Origin of the sequence: Amycolatopsis sp. NPDC049688, assembly GCF_040674975.1 — a bacterium.
Taxonomy (GTDB): Bacteria; Actinomycetota; Actinomycetes; order Mycobacteriales; family Pseudonocardiaceae; genus Amycolatopsis.
On the sequence record NZ_JBFANY010000008.1, the window covers coordinates 194,198 to 212,302 of the forward strand.

The window sequence follows — 18,105 nt, forward strand, 5'->3', positions numbered from 1 at the left end:
TCTGCGCACACTTCAGCCCGGAGCTGCGCGCAGCCTTCGAGGATGCTGAGCTGCTGGACCGTACGGAGTTCACCCAGCCCGCGTTGTTCGCGGTCGAGGTGGCGTTGTTCCGCTTGGTCGAATCGTTCGGCGTCCGCCCGGATTTCGTGGCCGGGCATTCGATCGGGGAAATCTCGGCTGCGCATGTGGCCGGCGTGTTGTCCCTTGAGGACGCTTGTCGTCTGGTGTCGGCGCGGGCGTCGCTGATGCAGGCGCTGCCCACCGGGGGAGCGATGGTGTCGATCGCCGCGCCCGAGTCGGCCATCACGTTGACCGAGGGTGTTTCCATTGCGGCGGTGAACGGCCCGGAGTCGGTGGTGATCTCCGGTGACGAGGCCGCGGTGCTGGCGATCGCGGCGCAGTTCCCGAAGACCAAGCGGCTGAAGGTGAGCCACGCGTTCCACTCGCCGCTGATGGACCCGATGCTCGACGAGTTCCGTGCGGTCGCCGAGACCCTCACACACCACCCGGCGCAGATACCTGTGCTCTCGAATGTGAGCGGTGCTCTCGCTGAGCCGTTCACCGCGGACTATTGGGTCCGGCACGTCCGCGAAACCGTCCGGTTCGCCGACGGCATCTCGACCCTCGAAGCCGCGGGCACCAGCGTGTTCCTGGAGCTGGGCCCGGACGGCGTCCTCAGCTCGATGGTCCCCGGGATCGCGATCCCCGCCCTCCGCCGCGACCGCGACGAAGCACGAACGCTGTTCACCGCGCTGGCCCGCCTGCACGTCAACGGCGTCGGCCTGGACTGGGAGAGCCTCTACGCCGGATCCGCCGGCCGGGCCGTCGCGCTGCCGACCTACCCCTTCGAGCACCAGCGGTACTGGCTCGAACCCGTCCGCCCGCAGCCGGCGGCCGACACCGCCGACAGCGCGTTCTGGGCCGCCGTCGAGCACGGCGACCTGGCCCGGGACCTCGCCGTCGGCGAAGACCTCGCCGGCGCGATCCAGCCCGCGCTGCAGGCGTGGCGCACCCGCCACCGCGAGGCGGGCACCCTGGAATCGTGGCGCTACCGCGTCGCCTGGCGGCCGCACCCGATCCCCGCCGGACGGCTGTCCGGCACCTGGCTGCTCATCGGCACCGCGCCCGCGGGTCTCGCGGAAGGCCTGGCCACGCGGGGTGCGGACGTCGTCACCGTGCCCGTCGGGCGCCTGGGTGAGGTGACAGACATCGCCGGGGCACTCGCCTTCCCGGCGGACCTGGCCGAAGCCCTCGCCGTGCTGCAGGCCGGACTGCCCGGCCCGCTCTGGCTCGGCACCACCGGCGCCGTGCGCACCGGCCGGTCCGACGCCGCCCCCGACCCGGCGAAGGCGCAGGTCTGGGGCCTCGGCCGGGTCGCCGCCCTCGAACTCACCGGCCGCGAGATCGGGCTCCTCGACCTGCCGGCGGCGCTCGACGACCGCGGTCACGACCGGCTCGCCGCCCTCCTCGCCGCGGGCACCGGCGAAGACCAGGTGGCGCTGCGGACGTCCGGCGCCTTCGTGCCCCGGCTGGTCCGCGCCCCGGCGGGCGCCGAGCCCGGCAGCTGGCGGCCCGGCGGCCCCGTCCTGATCACCGGCGGCACCGGGGCACTGGGCAGCGCGCTGGCCCGGACCCTGGCCGCCCGCGGCGTCCGGCACCTGCTGCTGCTCAGCCGTCGCGGCCCGGACACCCCGGGCGCGGACGACCTCGCGGCGCAGCTGCGCGACCTCGGCGCCGAGCCCGAGATCGTGGCCTGCGACGTCGCCGACCGCACGGCCCTGACCGAAGTCCTGAGTGGACGTTCAATCAGCGCCGTCTTCCACGCGGCGGGCTACGGCCGGTTCACCCCGATCGCCGAATCGTCCACAACGGACTTCGAAGACGTCGTCAGCGGCAAAGTGGATGGTGCCACCCACCTCGACGAACTGCTCGGCGACGACCTCGAAGCGTTCGTGCTGTTCTCCTCGATCGCCGGGGTCTGGGGCAGCGGGCACCAGGGCGCCTACGCGGCGGCCAATGCCCACCTCGACGCGCTCGCCGAACAGCGCCGCGCCCGCGGCGCGAAGGCGACATCGATCGCCTGGGGCCCGTGGGCGGGCGCCGGGATGGGCGCGTCCGAAGAGGGCGAAGAACTGCTCCGCCGCCGCGGGCTCCGCCCACTGGACCCCGAACTGGGCCTGCGTGCGCTGCTGCAGGCGGCCGGGCTGGGGGAGACCACGGTCGTCGTCGCCGACGTCGACTGGGCCCGGTTCGCGCCCTCGTACGCCGCCGCCCGGTCCCGGCCGCTCATGGCCGAACTGCCCGAGTTCGACGCCGGCGAGGACACCGGCGTGCGCGGCTCGGCCGAGCTGACCACCCGCCTGGCGGCGCTGCCTGCACCCGAACGCCGTCGCGTGCTCCTGGACGTCGTGCGCGCCCGCGCCGCGGCGGTCCTCGGGCACGACGGCGCCGGAGCGATCGAACCGGCGCGGCCGTTCAAGGACCTGGGCTTCGACTCGCTCACCGCGGTCGAGCTGCGCACCGCGCTGGCCGCCGAAACCGGCCTCGCGCTGCCTTCGACGCTCGTGTTCGACCACCCGACCCCGGCCGACCTGACCGACCGCCTGCTCGGCGAGGTCTTCGGGGACGACGCACCGGAGCCGGCGCCGCCCGCCGTGGCCGCCTCCGGCGACGAGCCGATCGCCATCGTCGCGATGAGCTGCCGCTACCCGGGCGGGGTGCGGTCCCCGGAGGACCTCTGGCGCCTGGTCGGCACGGGCGGCGACGGCATCTCCGCGTTCCCCGGCGACCGCGGCTGGGACGTCGGCGCGCTCTACGACCCGGACCCGGGCAAGAGCGGCCGCAGCTACGCCCGCGAGGGCGGTTTCCTCGAGGGCGCCGGCGAATTCGACGCCGGGTTCTTCGGGATCTCGCCGCGCGAGGCGCTGGCCATGGACCCGCAGCAGCGGCTGCTGCTGGAGACGTCGTGGGAGCTGTTCGAGCGGGCCGGCATCGACCCGCATTCGCTGCGCGGCACCAAAACCGGTGTGTTCGCCGGGACCAACGGCCAGGACTACGTCACCATGCTCGGCGCGTCCTCCGGCGTCGAGGGGCACCTGCTCACCGGCAACACCACGAGCGTCATCGCCGGGCGCGTCTCCTACACCTTCGGCCTCGAAGGGCCGTCGGTCGCGGTCGACACGGCCTGCTCGTCGTCGCTGGTCGCGCTGCACCTGGCCTGCCAATCGCTGCGGCAGGGCGAGTCCGCGATGGCCGTCGCCGGCGGCGTCACCGTGATGTCGACGCCGGGCGCGTTCGTCGAGTTCAGCCGGCAGCGCGGGCTCGCCCCCGACGGCCGTTGCAAGCCGTTCGCCGAGGCCGCCGACGGCACCGGCTGGGCCGAAGGCGCCGGCCTGCTCCTGCTGGAACGGCTTTCGGACGCCCGGCGCAACGGCCACGAGGTGCTGGCGCTCGTCCGCGGTTCGGCCGTCAACTCCGATGGCGCGTCGAACGGCCTGACCGCGCCGAACGGCCCGTCGCAGCAGCGGGTGATCCGGGCGGCGCTGGCGAACGCGGGCCTGCAACCGTCCGATGTGGACGTCGTCGAGGCGCACGGCACCGGGACCGCCCTCGGCGATCCCATCGAGGCCCAGGCCGTCCTCGCCACCTACGGCCAGGACCGCGAGACGCCGTTGTGGCTCGGGTCGGTGAAGTCGAACATCGGGCACACGCAGGCCGCCGCCGGGGTCGCCGGGATCATCAAGATGGTCATGGCCATGCGGCACGGGCTGCTGCCGCAGTCGCTGCACGTCGACGCGCCGACGTCCCACGTGGACTGGACGGCGGGTGCGGTCCGCCTGCTGACCGAGGCCCGCGAGTGGCCGGCCGGCCGGCCGCGCCGGGCCGGGATCTCCTCCTTCGGCATCTCCGGCACCAACGCCCACACCATCATCGAGCAGGCCGAACCCGCTTTGCCCGCGACCACGCCCGAAAGGACCGGGCTCGTGCCGTGGCCGGTGTCCGGCCGCTCGGTGGCCGCACTGCGCGCCCAGGCCGCCCGGCTGTCCGAAGTGGACGCGCACCCGGCCGACGTCGGCTTCTCGCTGACCACCGGCCGGGCGGCGCTGGACCACCGGGCCGTCGTGCTCGGGACCACGGCCGAGGACTTCCGGACGGGCCTGACCGCGCTCGCCGAAGGGACACCTGCCGCCGAGGTCGTTTCGGGAGAGGCCGCGACCGGCCCGCTGGCCGTGCTGTTCACCGGGCAGGGTGCCCAGCGGGCCGGGATGGGCCGCGAGCTCTACGACCGGTTCCCGGTGTACGCCGACGCGTTCGACGAGGCGTGCGCTCACCTCGACGCGCATCTCGAGCACTCCCTGCGCGACCTGGTGTTCGCCGAGTCCGGCACGCCCGAAGCCGCGCTGCTGGACCGGACCGCCTACACGCAGACGGCGCTGTTCGCGGTGGAGCTGGCCCTGTTCCGGCTGGCCGAGAGCTGGGGCGTGCGGCCGGACCACCTGGCCGGCCACTCGATCGGCGAGCTGGTCGCCGCGCACGTCGCCGGGGTGCTGTCCCTGGCCGACGCCGCCGAACTGGTCGCCGCCCGCGGCCGCCTGATGGAGGCCCTGCCGGCGGGCGGTGCGATGGTTTCGCTGCGGGCGGGCGAAGAAGCCGTGGCCGCCGAGGTGGCCAAGACCAGCGGCCGGGCGGGCATCGCGGCCGTCAACGGGCCCGGCTCGGTCGTCGTCTCCGGCGACGAGGACGTCGTGCTGGACCTGGCCGCCGGGTTCGCCGCGGCGGGCGTGCGGACCAAACGGCTCAAGGTCAGCCACGCGTTCCACTCGCCGCGGATGGACGCGATGCTCGACACCTTCGCTGCGGTGGCCCGGCGCCTCACCTACCACCCGGCCGAACGAGCTGTGGTGTCCACAGTGACCGGTGCGCTCGCCGGTCCCGAACTGTCCACTCCGGACTACTGGGTGCGCCAGGTGCGGGCGTCGGTGCGGTTCGCCGACGCCGTCGCCACCCTGGCCGGGCTGGGCGTGCGGACGTTCCTCGAAGCCGGGCCGGACGCGGTGCTCAGCGCGATGGCCGCCGACTGCCTCGGCGACGACGTCGTGGCCGTCCCGCTGCTGCGCCGCGACCGGCCGGAGGAACGCACGTTCGCCGCCGCGGTCGCCGGGCTGTGGGTCCGCGGTGTCCCGGTCGACCTCGCGGCCGCGTTCCCCGGCGCCCGCCGGGTGCCGCTGCCGACGTATGCCTTCCAGCACCGCCGTTACTGGCCCGAGGTATCGGCCCACGCCGGCGACGTCGGCGCGGCCGGGCTCACCGACGCCGCCCACCCGCTGCTCGCCGCGACCCTGCCGCTCGCGGGCGGGGACGGCATCGTCCTCACCGGACGGTTGTCGCTCTCCGCGCAGCCGTGGCTCGCGGACCACGCCGTGCTCGGGACGGTCCTGCTGCCCGGCACCGCGTTCGTCGAGCTGGCGATCCGGGCGGGTGACCAGGCCGGGTGCCCGGTGGTCGAGGAACTGACCCTCTCGGCTCCGCTCGTGCTGCGCGAGCAGGACGCCGTCGCGATCCAGGTGTCGGTCGGCGGCCCGGACGACGACGGCCGCCGCGAGCTGACCATCCATTCGCGACCGGAAGGCCGCGACGAATGGACCGCGCACGCCGCCGGCGTTCTCGCCCCGGCGGCCGCGGCGCAACCGGCCACCCTGGCCGAGTGGCCACCTGCCGGTGCGGAACCCGTTGACGTGACCGGGTTCTACGACACCCTCGCCGCGTCCGGGTTCGGCTACGGCCCGGCCTTCCGCGGCCTGCGCGCGGCCTGGCGCCTCGGCGAGGACGTCTACGCCGAAGTCGCGCTGCCCGAGCAGCAGGCGGGCGCGTTCGGCCTGCACCCGGCCTTGCTGGACGCGGCGCTGCACGCCCTCGGTCTCCGGGACGGCGACACCGGCCCGCGGCTGCCGTTCGCCTGGACCGGCGTCACCTTGCACGCGACCGGCGCCACCGCGCTGCGGGTCCGGCTGCGGCCGGGCACCGGGGACGCGGTCGCCGTCGACGTCGCCGACACCACCGGCGCACCGGTCGCGTCGGTCGGCGCGCTGGTGCTGCGCCCGGTTTCGGCCGAGCAGCTGCGCGGCCCGGACGTCGGGGACGCGCTGTTCCAGGTCGAGTGGACGCCGGTGCCCGTGCCGGAAACGCCGGGCGGCCGGTACGCCGTCATCGGCCCGGACCCGCTCGGCCTGGTGGCCGGGCTCGGCTCCTCGGGCACCGTCGAGTCCTGTGTGGACCTCGCGGAACTGGGCCGCCGCATCGGAGAAGGCGGCGAAGAACCGCAGTACGTGTTCTCCGCGATCCGGCACTCCGCGCACCCGCGCGAGCGCGCCGCCTTCGCGCTCGAGCTCGTGCGGGAGTGGCTGGCCGACGAACGGTTCGCCACCGCCCGGCTCGTGCTGGTGACCCGCGGCGCGGTCGGCGCGGCCGACGGCGACCGCGTCCCCGACCTCACCGCCGCCCCGGTGTGGGGCCTGCTGCGGTCGGCGCAGTTCGAGAACCCGGGCCGGCTCGTCCTGGCCGACCTCGACGACGAAGACCCGCGCTCGGCGGCCCTGCTCGGCGCGGTCGCCTCCGGCGAACCCCAGCTCGCGTTGCGCGACGGCCGGGCACTGGCCGCGCGGCTCGTGCGCGCCGGCACCGGCACGCTGCTGCAGCCGCCTGCCGAGGGCAACTGGCGGCTCGACAGCACCGGCCGTGGCACCCTGCAGAACCTCGCGCTCGTCCCCAACCCGCTGCCGGACCGGCTCGAACCGGGCACGGTCCGGGTGGCCATCCGCGCCGCCGGGATGAACTTCCGCGACGTCCTCATCGGACTCGGCATGTACCCGGGCGAGCCGATCATGGGCATCGAAGGCGCCGGCGTCGTCCTCGAATGCGGCGAAGGGGTCACCGGCCTCGCCCCCGGGGACAAGGTGATGGGCTTCTTCCCCGGCGCGTTCGGCCCGCGTTCGGTCGCGGACCGGCGGATGCTGGCCAAAATTCCGGACGGCTGGTCGTTCAGCGAAGCCGCGTCGGTCCCCATCGTCTTCCTCACCGCCTACTACGGCCTGGTCGACCTGGCCGGGCTGCGGGCCGGCGAGTCCGTGCTCGTGCACGCGGGCGCCGGCGGCGTCGGCATGGCCGCCATCCAGCTCGCCCGCCACCTCGGCGCCGAGGTCTACGCCACCGCCAGCCCCGGCAAGTGGGACGTCCTGCGTGCTTCCGGGCTCGACGACGCGCACCTGGCGTCGTCGCGCACGACCGGGTTCGCGGAGCTGTTCCGCGAGGCCAGCGGCGGCCGGGGGGTCGACGTCGTGCTCAACGCCCTGACCCACGAGTTCGTCGACGCCTCCTTCGCGCTGATGCCGCGCGGCGGGCGGTTCCTCGAAATGGGCAAGGCCGACGTGCGGGACCCCGGCGCCGTCGCCGCCGCGCACCCGGGCGTCCGCTACCAGGCGTTCGACCTGGTCGAAGCCGGCCCGGACCGGATCCGGGAGCTGTTCACCGAGGTCCTCGCGCTGTTCGAGGCGGGCGCGCTGACCCCGCTGCCGGTGCGGACGTGGGACGTCCGGCGCGCCCCGGAGGCGTTCCGGTTCGTCAGCCAGGCCAAGCACGTCGGCAAGGTCGTGCTCACCATGCCGCCGTCCTTCGGCGACGGCACGGTACTGGTCACCGGCGGCACCGGGGCACTGGGCGGCCTGGTCGCCCGGCGGCTGGTCACCGGGCACGGCGTCCGCGACCTGGTGCTGCTGAGCCGTCGCGGGCCGGCCGCCCCCGGCGCGGCCGAGCTGGCCGAGGACCTGCGGGAGCTGGGGGCGGACGTCCGGGTCGTGGCCGGCGACGCCGCCGACCGCCGGGAACTCGCCGGGGTGCTCGCCGCGATCCCGGAGCTCACCGGCGTCGTGCACGCGGCCGGCGTCCTCGACGACGGCGTCGTCGCGGCCCTGACGCCCGAACGGCTGAACGCGGTGCTGCGGCCGAAGGTCGACGCGGCCCTGAACCTGCACGAACTCACCCGCGACCGGGGGCTTTCGGCGTTCGTGCTGTTCTCCTCGGCGGCGGCCACCCTGGGCAGCCCCGGCCAGGGCAACTACGCCGCGGCCAACGCGTTCCTCGACGCCCTGGCGCAGCACCGCGCAGCCCGGGGACTCCCGGCCGGATCCCTCGGCTGGGGCCCGTGGGCCACCGGCGGGATGCTCCGCGACGCCGATCTCGCGAAGCTGACGAAGTCCGCGTTCGTCCCGTTCACCGCCGAGCGCGGGCTCGACCTGTTCGACGTCGCGGCCGCCCGGCCGGAACCGGCGCTGCTGCCGCTGCAGCTCGACCCGGCCGCGCTGGGCGCGCAGTCCGGGCTGCCGCCGCTGTTCGCGTCGCTGGTGCGGGCGCCGGGCCGGCGGACCGCTTCGGTGGCGGCGGGCGATCCGTCCGGTCCGGCGCTGGCCGAGCGGCTCGCGGCCGTGCCCGAGGCCGAGCGCGGCGAGTTCCTGCTCGACGTTGTGCGCGGGCACGTCGCCACGGTGCTGGGCCACGGCTCGGCCGCCGACGTCGAGGGCGGCCGCGGCTTCCTCGACCTGGGCTTCGACTCGCTCACCGCGGTGGAACTGCGTAACCGGCTCACCGCCGAGAGCGGGCTGCGGCTGCCGGCCACGCTGATCTTCGACCACCCCTCGCCCGCGGATCTGGCCGCGCACCTGCTGGCCGGGCTCGCGCCCACCGCCGCCGACGCGGACGACGCGGTGCTGGCGGAACTGGACCGGCTGCTGGACCGGGCGGGGGACAGCCGCCGCGTCACCGCGCGGCTGGAGACCCTGCTCGCCCGCCGCCGGGCCGCGCACGGCGACGAAGACGGCGAAGCCGAGCTCGACTCCGCCACCGACGACGAAATCTTCGACCTGATCGACAACGAACTCGGACTGTCCTGAATGGACGGCACGCGACGGGATGGGGCCTGATGGACAACGACGCGAAGCTCCGGGAGTACCTGAAGAAGGTGACCGCGGACCTCCGGCGCGCCCGCAAGCGCGTCCAGGAGGTCGAGGACGCCGCGTCCGCCCCGGTGGCGATCGTCGGGATGGCCTGCCGGTTCCCCGGCGGCGTCCGCTCGCCCGAGGATCTCTGGCGGCTCGTCGATTCCGGCGGCGACGGGATGTCCGGCTTCCCCGCTGATCGCGGCTGGCCCGACGCCCACGACGCCGGCTTCGTCGCCGAAGGCGGCTTCGTCCACGACGCGGGCCGGTTCGACGCGGGCTTCTTCGGCATCTCACCGCGCGAAGCCCTGGCCATGGACCCACAGCAGCGGCTGCTGCTCGAGACGTCGTGGGAGGCCCTCGAACGCGCCGGGATCGTGCCGGACACCCTGCGCGGCAGCCGCACGGCGGTGTTCGTCGGCGCGGCCTCCCAGGGCTACGGCACGGGCGCGGGGGAGGAGGCCGAGTCGGTCGCCGGGCACCTGATGACCGGCACCGCCACCAGCGTCCTGTCCGGCCGGATCTCCTACACCCTCGGCCTGGAGGGGCCGTCGGTCACCGTGGACACGGCCTGTTCGTCGTCGCTGGTCGCGCTGCACCTGGCCGTCCAGTCGCTGCGGCGCGGGGAGTCCGACCTCGCGCTGGCCGGCGGCGCGGCCGTGATGGTCAACCCGGACATGTTCACCGAAATGAGCCGCCAGGGCGGGCTGTCGGGCAACGGCCGGTGCCAGGCGTTCGCCGACGGCGCCGACGGCACCGGCTGGGGCGAAGGCGCCGGCATGCTGCTGGTCGAGCGGCTGGCCGACGCGCAGCGCCTCGGCCACCCGGTCCTGGCCGTGGTCCGCGGTTCGGCGGTCAACTCCGACGGCGCGAGCAGCGGTCTCTCGGCGCCGAACGGCCCGTCCCAGCAGCGGGTGATCCGGGACGCGCTCGCCGACGCGCGCCTGTCCACAGTGGACGTCGACCTGGTCGAGGCACACGGCACCGGCACGGCGCTGGGCGACCCGATCGAGGCGCAGGCGCTGCTGGCGACCTACGGCCAGGAGCGGGAAACGCCGCTGTGGCTGGGCTCGGTGAAGTCCAACATCGGGCACACGCAGGCGGCGGCCGGGGTCAGCGGGGTCATCAAGCTCGTGCAGGCCCTGCGGAACCGCCGGATGCCGCCGACCCTGCACGCGGGCACGCCGTCGGCGAAGATCGACTGGACCGCCGGTGCGGTCGAACTGCTCCAGGAAGGCCGGGACTGGACCGCCGACCGCCCGCGGCGGGGCGCGGTGTCGTCGTTCGGCATCTCGGGCACCAACGCGCACATCATCCTGGAGGAACCCGAGCGCCCCAATGTGGCGTTGGTTGCCTCTGACGCACCCACATTGGGGCGCTCGAGGCTGGTGCCGTGGGTGCTCTCGGCCAAGTCCGCCGAGGCACTGCGCGAGCAGGCCGCCCGGCTGTCGGTTGTGGACGGTGACCCGGCCGACGTCGCCTTTTCGCTGGCGACGACCCGGTCGGCGTTCGCCCATCGTGCCGTGGTGGTCGGTGCGGACCGGGAGCGGCTCCTGGCCGGGGTCCGCGCGCTGGCCGACGGCACGCCTGCGCCGCACGTCGTCTCGGGGGTCGCCGGAAGCGGCAAGGTCGCCATGGTCTTCCCCGGCCAGGGGGCACAGTGGACGGGGATGGCGGCCGGGCTCCTGGCCACCTCGGAGGTGTTCGCGGCCCGGTTCGCCGAGTGCGCGCGGGCGCTCGAACCGCACACCGGCTTCTCGCTGCTCGACGAACCCGAACTGGACCGCGTCGACGTCGTGCAGCCCGCGCTGTTCGCGATGATGGTGTCGCTGGCTTCGCTGTGGGCCGCCCACGGGGTGCGGCCGGACGCGGTGATCGGTCACTCCCAGGGCGAGATCGCGGCCGCGGTGGTCGCGGGCGCACTGTCCCTCGAGGACGGTGCCCGCGTGGTCGCGTTGCGCAGCAAGGCCATCCTCGCTCTGGCGGGCGCGGGCGGCATGGTCTCCGTCGCCGCCTCCCGGGACCGGGCTGAAGAGCTCATCGCCCCCTGGGGTGACCGGATCGGCATCGCCGCGGTGAACGGTCCCGGGGCGACGGTCGTCTCCGGCGAGCCGGGCGCGCTCGACGAGTTCACGGCCGCGTGCCCGGACGTGCGCACGCGCCGGATCCCGGTGGACTACGCGTCCCACTCCGTGCAGGTGGAGCAGCTGCGCGGCGAACTCCTGGACGTCCTGGCCCCGATCACCCCGCGCGCAGCCCGGACCGGGTTCTTCTCGACCGTCACCGGCGACTGGATCGACGGCACGGAACTGGACGCGGAGTACTGGTACACGAACCTGCGCAGCACGGTCCGGCTGGACATCGCCGTCGAGCGGCTGAAGAGCGAGGGGTTCGGCACGTTCGTGGAGGCGTCGCCGCACCCGGTACTGACTCCGGCGATCGGGGACGACGTCGTCGCGCTGGGCTCGCTGCGTCGCGACGACGGCGGCCTGGACCGCTTCGCGTTGTCGGTGGCCGAAGCGTACGTGCGCGGGGTGAAGGTCGATTGGACGCCGTACTTCGCCGGTGCCACGCGAGTCGACCTGCCCACCTACGCTTTCCAGCAGCGCCAGTACTGGCTGAAGCCCGGCGCACCGGCCCCGGCGGCCGCCGATCCGGGCTTCTGGGAGGCGGTCGAAAGCGGGGCTCTCGCGGAGACACTCGGCGTCGACCCCGAGGTACCCCTCAGCGAGCTGGTGCCCGCGCTGAGCGACTGGCGCCGGACCGCCCGCGACAAGTCCACTGTGGACTCCTGGCGGTACGACATCCGCTGGCGTCCGGCGCCGGAGCCGGCCGGCACGCTGTCGGGACGCTGGCTCGCCGTGGTCACCCCCGGCCAGGACACGTCCATCGTGGACACCCTCGGCGCCGAGGTCGTGCCGGTGACCGGCGACCGCGAGAGCCTGGCCGCCCGCCTGCGCGAGGCCGGGCCGGTGGCGGGCGTGGTGTCGTTGCTGGGCTTCGACGAGGACCCGCACCCGGAGTTCCCCGAGCTGCCGTCCGGGGTCGCGGGAACGCTGCTGCTCGCCCAAGCCCTCGGCGACGCCGGGATCGACGCGCCGCTGTGGCTGCTGACGTCCGGTGCGGTGCACACGGACTCGCCGTCGCCCGCCCAAGCCCAGATCTGGGGCCTCGGCCGCGTGATCGGCCTGGAACACCCGGACCGCTGGGGCGGCCTGATCGACCTGCCCGCCCAGCTCGACGCCCGGGCCGGGGAGCGGCTCGCCGCCGTCCTGGCCACCCCGGGCGACGAGGACCAGTTCGCCATCCGGCCCTCCGGTGTCCTCGTCCGCCGCCTGGTCCACGCGGCCCCGCCGCGGACCGCACCCGGCTCGTGGTCCGTCACCGGCACCGTCCTGGTCACCGGCGGCACCGGCGCCCTCGGCCCGCGGATCGCCCGCTGGCTCCTCAGCGCCGGCGCCGAGCAGGTCATCCTGGCCAGCCGCCGCGGCGGCCAAGTCCCCGCCGAACCGGGGATCACCTTCGCCACCTGCGATGTCGCGAACCGTGCCGAGGTCGAGGCCCTCGCCCGCACCCACGACATCCGGGCCGTCGTCCACGCGGCGGCCTTGATCGAACTCGCCTCCCTCGACGCCACCGACGTCGCCGGATTCGCCGCCGTCGCCCGCGCCAAGGTGCTGGGCGCCGAGAACCTGGACGCCGTCTTCGACCACGACCTCGACGCCTTCGTGCTGTTCTCCTCCATCGCCGGAGTCTGGGGCAGCGGCGACCACGCCGCCTACGCCGCCGCCAACGCCCACCTCGACGCCCTCGCCCGGCGCCGCCGCGCCCGCGGCCTCCGCGCCACCTCGCTGGCCTGGGGTGTCTGGAACGCCGCCAATCCCGCCAAAGCGAACCAGGACTTCGACGCGAGCCGCCTGCTGCGCCAGGGCCTGCCGTTCCTCGACCCCGACCTCGCCTTCGCGGGGCTGCGCCAGGTCCTCGCCGACGACGAGACGTTCCTCGCCGTCGCCGACGTCGACTGGGCCCGGTTCGCGCCGGTGTTCACCGCCCTGCGGCCGCGTCCGCTCCTCGACGAACTGCCCGAGGTCCGCCGCGCGCTGACGGTGGAAGCGCCCCCGGTCAAGAGCGACCGGCTCGCCGGGCTCTCCCCGGCCGACCGCCGCCGAGCCGTGCTCGACCTGGTCCGCGCCACGGCGGCCGCGGTGCTCGGCCACGACGGCCCGGACGCCGTGGCCCCCGGTGTCGCCCTGCGCGAACTCGGCTTCGACTCGCTCACCGCCGTCGAGCTGCGCAACCGCCTCGCCGCCGAAACCGGCCAAAGCCTCCCCGCCACCCTCGCCTTCGACCACCCCACGGCCGAGCGGATCACCGAATTCCTGCTCGGTGCCACGGAAAAGGTCACCGAAACCGTGGTCGCGGTCGCCGACGACGAGCCGATCGCCATCGTCGCGATGAGCTGCCGCTACCCGGGCGGCATCAAGAGCCCCGAGGACCTCTGGGCGCTGATCACCGCCGGCGGCGACGCGATCACCGGGTTCCCGGCCGACCGCGGCTGGGACGTCGAGGCGCTGTTCGACCCCGACCCGGACCACGACGGCACCAGCTACACCCGCCACGGCGGCTTCCTGCACGACGCGGGCGACTTCGACCCGGGCTTCTTCGGCATCTCGCCGCGCGAAGCGCTGACCATGGACCCGCAGCAGCGGCTGCTGCTGGAGACGTCGTGGGAGGCGATGGAACGCGCCGGTCTCGACCCGGAAAGCCTGCGGGGCAGCGCCGTCGGCGTGTTCGTCGGCACCAACTACGCCGACTACGGCATCGGGCTGGCCCAGCCGGACAGTTCGGCCGGGCACCTGCTCACCGGCGGCGCGGCCAGCGTCGTCTCCGGCCGGATCTCCTACACCTTCGGGCTCACCGGCCCGGCCGTCACGGTCGACACGGCCTGCTCGTCGTCCCTGGTCGCGCTGCACCTGGCCTGCCAGTCGCTGCGCACCGGCGAATGCACGATGGCGCTGGCCGGCGGGGTGGCGCTGATGTCGACCCCGGCGTCGTTCGTCGCCTTCAGCCGCCAGCGCGCCCTCGCCGCCGACGGCCGCTGCAAGGCGTTCTCCGACGGCGCCGACGGCATGGGCATGGCCGAAGGCGCCGGCGTCCTGCTGGTCGAACGGCTCGCCGACGCCCGGCGCCACGGCCACGAGGTGCTCGCCGTGATCCGCGGCTCGGCGGTCAACCAGGACGGCGCCTCCAACGGCCTGACCGCGCCCAACGGCCCCGCGCAGCAGCAGGTCATCCGCCAGGCCGTGGCCAACGCCCGGCTGACCTTCGCCGACGTCGACGCCGTCGAGGCCCACGGCACCGGCACCACCCTCGGCGACCCGATCGAAGCGCAGGCCCTCCTTGCCACCTACGGCCGTGACCGCGCCACCCCGCTGTGGCTCGGCTCGGTGAAGTCCAACATCGGGCACAGCCAGGCTGCCTCCGGCGTCGCCGGGGTGATCAAGGTGGTCCAGTCCCTGCGCCACGGCGTCCTCCCGGCCACGCTGCACGCCGGCACGCCGTCGTCCCATGTGGACTGGTCGGCCGGGAACGTCCGGCTGGTGGCGGAAAACCGGCCCTGGCCCGAAACCGGCCGCCCGCGCCGGGCCGCCGTGTCGTCGTTCGGCATGAGCGGCACCAACGCGCACGCGGTCCTCGAAGCCGCACCGGAGCCGGTCGCGACGGAGCCGTCCGGGCCCGTCGCGGCCGGCCCGGTGCCCTGGGTGCTGTCCGCGAAAACGCCCGCTTCGCTGGCCGCGCAGGCGCGGCGGCTGCAGGCGCACGTAGGGGCCGCACAGGGGGTCCGGGCCGCAGATGTGGGGTACTCGCTGGCGAACTCCCGGTCTACGTTCGAGCAACGGGCGGTGCTCGTGGCCGGCGGCGAGCCCGGCGGCCACGACCCGCTGGGTGCGCTCGCCCACGACCGGGCCGTCCCCGGCCTGGTGCGGGGCAGCGCCCGCCACGGGGGCAAGGTCGCCTTCGTCTTTCCCGGGCAGGGCTCGCAGTGGGTGGGGATGGCTTTGGACCTGATGGACACGTCGCCGGCGTTCGCGGCCCGCATGCGGGACTGCGAACGCGCGCTGGCGCCGTTCGTCGAGTGGTCCCTGTCCGAAGTTCTCGGCGACGAAGAGCTGCTGCAGCGCGTCGACGTCGTGCAGCCCGCGCTGTTCGCCGTGATGGTGTCGCTGGCCGAGGTCTGGCGCGCCCACGGGGTTTCCCCGGACGCCGTGATCGGCCACTCCCAGGGCGAGATCGCCGCGGCCGCGGTCGCCGGCGCGCTGTCCCTCGAGGACGCTGCGCGCGTGGTCGCGTTGCGCAGCAAGGCGATCCTGGCCCTGGCCGGGCGCGGCGGCATGGTTTCGGTGGCCGCAGCACGCGAAACCGTCGAGCCACGGCTCACCGAGGAGCTGTCGGTCGCGGCCGTCAACGGCCCGGCCGCGGTCGTGGTGTCCGGCTCGCCTGACGCTCTCGACGAACTGATCGCGTCCTGCGAGGCCGATGGCATCCGCGCGAAGCGGGTCCCGGTGGACTACGCGTCGCACTCGGCCCAGGTCGAAGCGATCGAGGCCGAGCTGCGCGAGCTGCTCGCTCCCGTTTCGCCGCGGTCGTCGGAGATCGCCTTCTACTCCACGGTGACCGCCGGGCCGATCGACACCGCGGGGCTCGACGGCCCCTATTGGTACACCAATCTGCGCAACCCGGTGCTGTTCGACGCGGCCGTGCGGCGGCTGGCCGAGGACGGCTACGGCACCTTCCTCGAATGCAGCCCGCATCCGGTGCTCACGATGAGCGTCGAGGACACTGTGGACGAAGCCGTCGTCACCGGCACGCTGCGCCGCGGCGAGGGCGGTCTCGACCGGCTGTACACCTCGTTCGCCGAGGCCTGGGTGCACGGCGTCGACGTCGACTGGACGCCCGCGTTCGGTGAAGGCGCCCGGCAGGTCCCGTTGCCGACATATGCCTTCGACCACCAGCGGTACTGGCTGGACCCGGCGCCCGCGGCCCCGGCCGACGACGGGCTGTGGACGGCACTCGAAGAGACCGAAGACCTCGCCGGTGTCCTCGGGGTCGACCGGCATGCGCTCGACGAAGTGCTGCCCGCCCTGACCCGGTGGCGCACCCAGCAATCCACAGAGGACTCCTGGTGCCTGAAGATCGGCTGGACGCCGGTCGCCGATCCCGCGCTGCCGCTGCTGTCCGGCCGCTGGCTGGTCCTGGCTCCGGCTGACCACAGTGGATCGGTCGCCGACGCGCTCGCCTCGCGGGGCGCCGACGTCGTCACCGCCTCGCCGGAGGAACTGCCGCCGGGGGAGTACACCGGCGTGGTTTCCCTGCTGGGCCTGGACGAAACCCCGCTGCCCGGGCACCCGTTGATCGCGGCCGGCGTCGCCGCGACGGCCGCGCTCGCCCCGGCCTTGACCGCCGCCGGGATCGACGCCCCGCTCTGGCTGCTCACCCGCGGAGCCGTGGCCACCGGACCCGGCGACGCCCCGGCGTCGAGCGTTCCGGCGCAGCTTTGGGGCCTCGGCCGGGTGATCGGCCTCGAGTACCCCGGCCTCTGGGGTGGGCTGATCGACCTGCCCGCCGCGCTCGACGAGCGGGCCGCGGACCGGCTGGCCGGCCTGCTGGCCGAACCCGGCGGCGAGGACCAGCTCGCGATCCGGGACCAGGGCGTCCTGGCCCGGCGGCTGCGCCCGGCCCGTCCGGCGCCGGCAGGCGAGCCGTGGCGGCCGCGCGGAACCGTGCTGGTCACCGGCGGCACCGGGGCGCTCGGCGCGCACGTCGCCCGCTGGCTGGGCCGGTCCGGCGCCGACCACCTCGTGCTCACCAGTCGCCGCGGTGAAGCCGCCCCCGGCGCCGCCGAACTGGCCGAGGAGCTGCGGGGCTACGGCTGCGTGGTGACCATCGCCGCCTGCGACGTCGCCGAGCGCAAAGCCGTGGAAGCCCTGCTGGACAGCCTCGGCCACCCGCCGGTGGCCGTCGTGCACGCGGCCGGGCTGCCGCAGTCGGGCACCCTCGCCGAGACCGGCCTGGACGAGTTCGAGAACGTCCTCGCGGCCAAGGTCGCGGGCGCCGCGCACCTGGACGCGCTGCTCGGCGACGACCTCGAAGCGTTCGTGCTGTTCTCCTCCAACTCCGGCGTCTGGGGCAGCGCGGGCCAGGGCGCCTACGCCGCCGCGAACGCCTACCTGGACGCGCTCGCCGAGCAGCGCCGCGCCCGCGGGGCGAAGGCGACCTCGGTGGCCTGGGGGTTGTGGGCCGGCGGCGGCATGGCCTCCGATGAAGGCGAGCAGCAGCTGCGCCGCCGTGGCCTGCGGCCGATGGCGCCCGAGCGGGCCGTGGCCGCGCTGCAGGGTGCGCTCGACCGCGACGAGACGTTCCTCGCCGTCGCCGACGTCGACTGGGCCCGGTTCGTGCCCGCCTTCACCGCGTCGCGGCGGCGCCCGCTGATCGAGGACCTGTCGGCCGTCCGGCACGTGCTGGACCAGCTCGAAGCCGAACAGCAGCGGCACGGCGAAGGCGCCGCGGCCGGGTGGCGCGAGCGGCTGGCCGGGCTGCCGGAAGCCGAACGCGACCGGGCCGTGCTCGACGTGGTCCGCACCGAGGCCGCGGCCGTGCTCGGCCACCGCGGGGCCGAGGCGATCGGCAGCACCCGGCCGTTCCGCGACCTCGGGTTCGACTCGGTGACCGCGGTCGAGGTGCGCAACCGGCTGCGCGCGGTCACCGGCCTGCGGCTGGCGGCCACCGCCGTCTTCGACCACCCGACCCCGGTCGCGCTGGCCCGGTTCCTCACGGCGGAGATCGGCGGCACACCCGCGGAGTCGGCGTTCGGCGCCCTCGACCGGCTGGAGGCGTCGCTGACGGACCTCGCGGAGCCGGACGAGAACGTCCGGATGCGCGTCGAAATGCGGCTGAAGTCGCTGCTGAACCGCTGGAGCGCGGAGGCGGCACCGGCTCCGCAGGCGCAGCTGGCCGGCGCCTCGGCGGCCGAGGTGTTCGCGTTCATCGACAACGAGCTCGGAATTTCCCCGCCGCCGGCGCAGTGACGCCCTGACTGGACGAACGGATGAGGTTGGCG

General features: G+C 74.9%; 2 protein-coding genes (1 of these 2 running past the window's edge). Both read left to right on the forward strand.

The window, feature by feature from the left end:
• Window positions 1-8,942 carry the 3' portion of a type I polyketide synthase gene (locus tag AB0J55_RS25880; protein WP_364253413.1) on the forward strand. Its footprint begins 6,325 nt before the window's first position, so only the last 8,942 of its 15,267 coding nucleotides appear in the window; its start codon lies off the left edge, out of view; it ends in the stop codon at window positions 8,940-8,942.
• Between the two features lie 29 nt (window positions 8,943-8,971).
• Window positions 8,972-18,073: a type I polyketide synthase gene (locus tag AB0J55_RS25885; protein WP_364253415.1), complete on the forward strand. Its 9,102-nt coding sequence runs from the start codon at window positions 8,972-8,974 to the stop codon at window positions 18,071-18,073.
• The last annotated feature ends 32 nt before the right edge of the window (window positions 18,074-18,105 follow it).

Coding starts and splice junctions, on each gene's coding strand:
- AB0J55_RS25885 (WP_364253415.1), top strand. CDS start 8,972: ATGGACAACGACGCGAAGCTCCGGGAGTACCTGAAGAAGGTGACCGCG.